A 6,523-nucleotide genomic window follows, 5' to 3' on the forward strand; every position below is an offset into this window, starting at 1 on the left:
TCGATTTCCCCAATGCTCAGACCTGATCAAAGGCCCCATTCTCCGCCAGCAGGGTGGCGGTAAGGGCCGTGCTGTCGAGTACCTGCACGTGGCGCGCGATACAGTCAGGCGGCAAGCGAAACGGCGGCACGGAATCAGTGATCGCAATGTGTTCGAAAAGAGGTGGGTCGAACAGCCGACTGCCCGCGGTAAACAAACCATGGGTGGCGGCTGCGAACAGTCGGGCGGCGCCAGCCTTTTGGCACGCAAGGCCAGCATGTTTCAGCGTTTCACCCGTGCTGATCAGGTCGTCGAAAACAATGGCTGTCTTGCCTGAGACTTCGCCGATCAAGAGGGTGCCTGTCAGCGTGGCCTGATTGCGGTGCTTTTCCATCAATGCACTGCCGACCGAACGGCCCAGTTGTCGCTCCAGGGCTTGACGAAACTGCTCGGCGCGCTTGGTACCCCCTGAATCCGGGGAAACTGCAACCACTTCGGCGTTGTCGACCAGCCCGGCGAAATGCTCGGCGAACAGTTCGGTGCACTGCAGATTCCAGGCTGGAATGCGAAAGGCGTTGTCGAACGCTGCCGGATTGTGCACGTCCAGGGCGATCAGGCGATCCACGCCACTGGCTTCAAAAAAGGTGGCCACATAACGCGTGATGGTCGGGTCTTGAGGCTGGCTGCGACGATCCTTGCGACCGTAGCAGAGGTAGGGCGTCACCACCTGCACATGACGAGCGCCGGCATCCTTGAGTGCACCGCAGAAGAACAGCAGGCGGCACAGCTTATCGTTTGCGCTCTGTAGGCCATCCCCATACAAGGAGTGAAACACCACGACTTCGCGACCGTTCACCGACTCCAGTGGTCGGCATTTATGTTCGCCGTCTTCGTAGTCGCGCTCCTCGTGCCGCGCCAGTGGGCAGCCAAGCCGCTGAGCGATGCGGCTTGCATAGAGTTCAGTGCCTTGCAGGGCAAAAAGAAGCGGGGGCTGAGTGAGCATGCGTAAGCTCCTTGGAGGCCGGATATCAAATGCGCCTCACCTGAAATGGCACGTATCCATAACCGATACCGCATTGCCGCTGTAAAGCCTGAGTAACGGGACAGCCCTTGAAAGGTCGCTGGGTCAGCGGGCAGCACCGAGACGAACCACGTCAATGCAAAACTCCGTTTCGCAGGGCGGTACGTTGCATTCGACGATGTCGCCGGTCGCCGGTCGCCGGTCGCCACTTGCCGATGCACGCCGACAATGTCGGCATGAATCGGCGGTTGGCAAACATGGCGGTCTTCCAATACCGCAGTGTAGACCCGACGCGCCCCGAGTTGTGCCGGATACGCGCAGGTGCGCAGGAGTGAATGGCCTGCGAAAAGCACATCATCGAGTTCATCACTGTCGTACAAACGCAGTCGTTGATTCGCCAGTGGGGTCGGCATGGCAATCTCCTCAGCGTCCTGAGTAATGCACGTGTGCCAGTGCGGTTTTTGTCAACCTGACCCCATTGGCCTTGGCCTGATTGATATTGATTGACCGCAGTGAAATGAAAGGCGTGGGCCATTGAACGGTTTTGCGCGGGCACTTGATATAAATCAAGACCAGGGCGGCATCAACAGAGGACTCTGAAGGGGAAATGCTGGTGTCTGTTGCGTGAGGACACACCAGCTGTGCGCGTAGAGGGCAATTGTAAGCGCGAAGCCCCATCAGTCTGGAGTCAGATCATGAGCCAGTATCAACGGTTATTACTGATCATCAACCCGGCCCTGCGCCATTCCCAGGCGATAAGCCACGCAGCGGCCCTGGCCAAGGCCAGCGGTGCGAGTTTGCACATTGCCGCCTTGATCCCTTCCTGGAAACTATTGTCGCTGCTTGAAGAGGGCGACCGGGAGAAGGCTCGCGAGTGTTATCTGCAAGACCATCGCGATTGGTTGAAGGACCAGGCGACAAACCTGCGCGGCAGGGGAATCGACGTGACAACGGAGGCGAATTGGGCCGATGACATGCAGCGAGACATTCTTGATCACGTCGCAGAAATGCAGCCTGACTTGTTGATCAAGCAAGTGCAGCATGAACCAGCGCTCAAGCGGGCGTTCTTCACTCCGCTGGACTGGCGCTTGCTGCGCCATTGCCCGGTCCCGGTGTATCTGGCCGGTGAAGGAGGGCTTGCCTTGCCGCGCAAGGTGGTGGCAGCGGTTGACGTTTCGAATACCGAGCCCCAGGGCAGCGAACTCAATGAGCGGATCATCAAGCAGGCTTGCGGTCTCGCCTTGCAGTGTGAGGCCGAGTTGCACTTGCTGTTCGCCTGTGACATTTCGACAGCCTATCTGGGCGACATGGGCGGTGGTGGCTTGACACTTTCGGACCTTGGCAGTCAGTTGCGTGAGGAACTGGAAAAATCGTTCCTCGACCTGGCTGATCAATATGGTGTACCCCCAGACCGTTGGCATTTCATTGAGGGGCACCCTGTTTCGGTACTGAGTGAGTTTGCCCATGCGCACAGTGTGGATGTGATCGTGATGGGCAGAATCCAGTCTCGTGGCCTGGACAAGCTTTTGGGCAGCACGACCGAACACATCCTGTATCAGGTGCCTTGCAGCATTCTGGCGATCTAGAGCGACAGGGCCGGGTATTACGAAACGACAGGTGTAATGGCTTGAGGGGGGCTGTGATTTTGAGTCCCTCATTGCCAACCGAGCGGCACGATGATTTTGATGTCGCCTCCGTGGCTCAGGTCGTTCCGAACCCTTGCCACTCAGGCGGGAAACTGGGCTATCCAGTGTCGGGCAATCTCTTCGCGTCGGCAGATCCACACCGCGTCGTGGCCTTGCACGTAATCGAGAAAGCGCGCCAGCGCCATCGCACGACCAGGATGGCCACTGATCCGCCCATGCAGGCCGACGCTCATCATCTTCGGGTGTTGCGCGCCTTCCTGCCACAGCAGGTCGAAAGCATCCTTGAGCAGCCGGAAGAAGTCTTCACCGCAGGCGAAACCGTTCGGCAGCAGATAGCGGGCGTCGTTGTTGACCAGTGTGTAAGGGATCACCAGGTGGGCGGGCGAGCCCGGGAGCCAATAGGGCAGATCATCGTTGTAAGCGTCCGAGCTATAGAGAAACCCACCTTCCTCACGTAACAGGCGTCGGGTGTTCTGGCTGACCCTTCCGGTGTACCAACCTACGGGGCGTTTACCGCAGATCTGCTCGATCACGTCGAGGGTGAGGTGGATATGGCGCCGCTCCTGGTCTTCAGGCATGTCGCGATAGTCCAGCCAACGGTAGCCATGCCCGGCAATCTCATGCCCGGCAGTGCAGAGTGCATGGCCAATCGCCGGGGTGAGTTCCAGTGCCCGGCCGACGGCGAAGGCGGTCAGCGGCAGGCCTCGGGCGCTGAACAGTTCCAGAATGCGCCACACACCTGCGCGCGATCCGTATTCGTACATGCCCTCGACGCTCAAGTCCGATTCCCCCACACGCGGCGGGCGGCCCGGTAGCTCGTGCAGCCAGGCCTCCGATTGTGCATCGCCATTTTGGATGCATGACTCCGCGCCCTCTTCGATGTTGAGTACGAACTGGACCGCGACACGCGCCTCACCGGGCCATCGCGGGTGGGGTGGGCGGCCGCCATAACCGATGAGGTCGCGAGCGGACATCAGCCGAGCTCGAAGGTCGTGACGCCGAACACACGTTCGTGCGCGATCGCCGGGGGAGGGCCGAGGTACATGCGTGCGCAGCCGAACACCTCGACCATGCCTTGTTGGCGCACGAGCGCCATCGCGGCGGGGTTATTCTCCGGGGCATCGAGAAACAACGGGCCGTCCTCTGCAAATTCCGCCAGGCGCGCGTAGAGGGCAGTGGCTGCCAGGGCGTCATCGGCGAACAAGGGGCCGATTTTGTAGCCTTCCCGGCAGCGCCTTGCTACGCCATAACCACTTAGCCTGCCCTCGCGCCGGCAACCCACGGCGAGTGCGTCGGCTTGAGTTATCCACCCGCTCAGGAAGGTTGCGCGCGCGGCGGGGAAGCAGGTGCGGTCGTAAGCGACAACCTGATCGAACGGGAAGGCGGCCAACGGGACGATGTCCTGGTCGCCTACCGGCGAGATCACCGGGCGTTGGACGGTATCGGCACGAAAACGCATGTTGCGATGGGAGAAGACGAAACCACCCTTGGCGTAGTAGTCCTGCATCGCAAAGACGCCGTCCATGCCGATGCTTGCGCCTGGGCGCAGACGGGCGAGGAGTCGCTCGCGGCGCGCGTGCCAGAGGGTATTGCCCAGACCCTGGCCGCGATGTTCCGGCCGGACGATGAAAAAACCCATGAAACCGAAGTCGCCATTGTAGGAGGTGATGGCACCGCCGCCGATCAATTCGCCGCCCCGGGACGCCGCGATGAAGGCAGCAGGGTCCGTCGCCCAGAACAGCTCGGCGTCGTGAAAACCGGGATTCCAACCCTCACGGGCAGCCCAATCGACGAGCTCGTCCAGCTCGGGACGGGTCATGTTGCGTATGACCAGCTGATCCGACACCGCGCAGTTCTCCTCAGTCGTTGATCAAGCGTGGGCTCCATCCTCACTCTGAACCCTTTCGGTATAGCTTCAACCTGAGTATCGATCCAGTTCGTCACCTCATCTGCAGCACATGGGAAAGGGTGACGTCAGTGAGACACAGTTTCGTATTGACATATCGATAAATCTCGATATCCTCTGCTCATGGAATTACTCGAAATATTCAAAGCCCTCTCAAATCCTACACGCCTTGAAATCCTGAAAGGCTTGAAGGACCCCGTAAAGAACTTCCCTCCGCAGGATGAGGGTGACGTTCTCACGGTAGGGGTCTGCGTCAGCAGTATTCAGGAAGGTATCGGGCTGTCGCAGTCAACGGTGTCTGGTTATCTTGCAACTCTGCAACGAGTGGGCCTGGTCGAAGTCAGGCGCATTGGCCAGTGGACTTACTACAAGCGCAATGAAGCAACCATCAGTGCGCTTGCCGAAATCATAGGGAAAGATCTGTAGCTTTTTTTACCACATTATATCGAGATATCTCGATATCCCTTTTTGTCGATACGAGGATTTTCTATGAAAGCGATGGTGCTTAAATCATTTGGCGGCCCGCAATCGTTCGAACTCTGCGAGGTGCCCAAGCCAGTGCCGCGTGCGGGTCAAGTCCTGGTGCGGGTATACGCAACCTCCATCAACCCCTTGGATTATCAGGTTCGACGTGGCGATTATCCCGACTTGGTGCAACTGCCGGCCATTACCGGGCACGACGTGTCGGGCGTTGTCGAAGAAGTTGGGCCGGGTGTGACGACCTTCGCTCCGGGAGACGAAGTCTGGTACACCCCGCAAATATTTGACGGGCCAGGAAGTTATGCCGAGTACCACGTTGCGGCCGAAAGCATTATCGGGAAGAAGCCGCCTTCACTGAGCCATCTTGAGGCGGCAAGTCTGACCCTGGTTGGCGGGACGGTGTGGGAAGCACTGACCGTGCGCGCAGCGCTCAGAGTGGGGGAAAGCATTCTGATACACGGCGGCGCGGGAGGCGTAGGTCATGTAGCGATCCAGTTGGCAAAAGCCATTGGAGCGCGGGTCTTCACGACCGTGCGCGAAGCCAACTTTGAGTTCGCACGAAGCATGGGTGCCGATGTGGTCATCGACTATGAAAAGGAGGATTACGTCGACGCCATCAATCGGGAAACGGGTGGCCGCGGAGTCGATGTGGTGTTCGACACCATCGGCGGCAACACTTTGTCGCGCAGCCCCGACGTGCTCGCTCAACTGGGCCGCGTGGTCTCGATTGTGGACATTGCCCAGCCACAAAACCTCGTTCAGGCCTGGGGCAAGAACGCGAGTTATCACTTCGTTTTCACCCGACAAAACCGCGGCAAGCTGGATGAGTTGAGCGCATTGGTAGAGCGCGGTCAGTTGCGGCCACACGTTGGTGCCGTCTATGCGCTTGCCGACATTGCGCTCGCCCATGCCCGGTTGGAGAGTCCCAACAACGGCATTCGAGGAAAAATCGTGATTGCAGTCGAGCCATCGCTCATCTCGTAAGTTTGTACTTTGGAGGAACGCCATGATTTATGAAATCGCTCTGCTCCCCGTCCACAAAGAACGCATTGAAATGTTCAGACGTGCATTTGCCGAGGTCGCGCCTTTGCTCACCCGCGCAAAGGGTTACGGCGGCCACTTGCTCGCGCAAGGGATTGAAACCCCCCAGCTATTCAACCTGATAGTGCGCTGGGCTTCACTTGAGGATCACACGCCGGGCTTCGAAGAGAGTGAAGACCATCGGATGTTCATGATGGGCTTGGAGGAATATTTTTCGGAAGAACCGAGGGTCTACCATATTGAAGGGGCAGCTTTTTCAGCTGGCGAACAGGCTGATTCGAACAGCACCGCCAGCATGGGTAGTGCTGGAGCCTCAAAAGGTTTGTGGCTTTAAAGCGATTGGCCGTTGTCGGAGTTATGAAAAAAGCGGATGACCATCGCGGGCAAGTATTGCTCCTGCAAAGGCCCGTGTTGAACCTGTGGGAGCGAGCCTGCTCGCGAAGAATGTCT

7 protein-coding genes and 1 pseudogene are annotated in these 6,523 nt (G+C 58.7%); 4 read left to right on the top strand and 4 right to left on the bottom strand.

From position 1 onward, the window contains the following. Window positions 1–16: 16 nt before the first annotated feature. Together ACW9HW_RS07260 and ACW9HW_RS07265 are read right to left on the bottom strand one after the other, a co-directional pair. Window positions 17–982 carry a ribose-phosphate diphosphokinase gene (locus ACW9HW_RS07260; RefSeq protein ID WP_457399153.1) on the bottom strand — a complete coding sequence of 322 codons (966 nt, stop codon included), beginning with the start codon at window positions 980–982 and terminating at the stop codon, window positions 17–19. Window positions 983–1,105: 123 nt separating this feature from the next. Then, a pseudogene (locus ACW9HW_RS07265) lies at window positions 1,106–1,362 on the bottom strand (phosphoribosyltransferase); the annotation flags it as partial. A 333-nt stretch (window positions 1,363–1,695) separates the two neighbouring features. On the opposite strand from ACW9HW_RS07265, the gene ACW9HW_RS07270 reads away from it, so the two are divergent. After that, window positions 1,696–2,586: a universal stress protein gene (locus ACW9HW_RS07270; RefSeq protein ID WP_457399155.1), complete on the top strand. Its 891-nt coding sequence runs from the start codon at window positions 1,696–1,698 to the stop codon at window positions 2,584–2,586. Window positions 2,587–2,726: 140 nt separating this feature from the next. Here the strand turns inward: ACW9HW_RS07270 and ACW9HW_RS07275 are convergent, their stop codons facing one another. Together ACW9HW_RS07275 and ACW9HW_RS07280 are read right to left on the bottom strand one after the other, a co-directional pair. Continuing rightward, window positions 2,727–3,620 carry a polysaccharide deacetylase family protein gene (locus ACW9HW_RS07275; RefSeq protein ID WP_457399157.1) on the bottom strand — a complete coding sequence of 298 codons (894 nt, stop codon included), beginning with the start codon at window positions 3,618–3,620 and terminating at the stop codon, window positions 2,727–2,729. After that, window positions 3,620–4,492 carry a GNAT family N-acetyltransferase gene (locus ACW9HW_RS07280; protein WP_457399159.1) on the bottom strand — a complete coding sequence of 291 codons (873 nt, stop codon included), beginning with the start codon at window positions 4,490–4,492 and terminating at the stop codon, window positions 3,620–3,622. Before ACW9HW_RS07280 ends, ACW9HW_RS07275 begins: the two co-directional genes overlap by 1 nt. A 183-nt stretch (window positions 4,493–4,675) precedes the next feature. On the opposite strand from ACW9HW_RS07280, the gene ACW9HW_RS07285 reads away from it, so the two are divergent. The 3 genes from ACW9HW_RS07285 to ACW9HW_RS07295 all read left to right on the top strand — a co-directional run bounded on the left by ACW9HW_RS07285 (window position 4,676) and on the right by ACW9HW_RS07295 (window position 6,407). Beyond that, window positions 4,676–4,978: an ArsR/SmtB family transcription factor gene (locus ACW9HW_RS07285; RefSeq protein ID WP_095195290.1), complete on the top strand. Its 303-nt coding sequence runs from the start codon at window positions 4,676–4,678 to the stop codon at window positions 4,976–4,978. 63 nt (window positions 4,979–5,041) lie between these two features. Next, a complete protein-coding gene (locus ACW9HW_RS07290; RefSeq protein ID WP_457399161.1) occupies window positions 5,042–6,016 on the top strand; it encodes a zinc-dependent alcohol dehydrogenase family protein in 975 nt (324 codons plus the stop codon). A gap of 22 nt (window positions 6,017–6,038) precedes the next feature. Beyond that, window positions 6,039–6,407 (top strand): antibiotic biosynthesis monooxygenase family protein, encoded by a 369-nt coding sequence (locus tag ACW9HW_RS07295; RefSeq protein ID WP_457399163.1) that lies wholly within the window; start codon window positions 6,039–6,041, stop codon window positions 6,405–6,407. The last annotated feature ends 116 nt before the right edge of the window (window positions 6,408–6,523 follow it).

The sequence above is a fragment of the Pseudomonas sp. SDO5532_S415 genome (genome assembly GCF_054071155.1).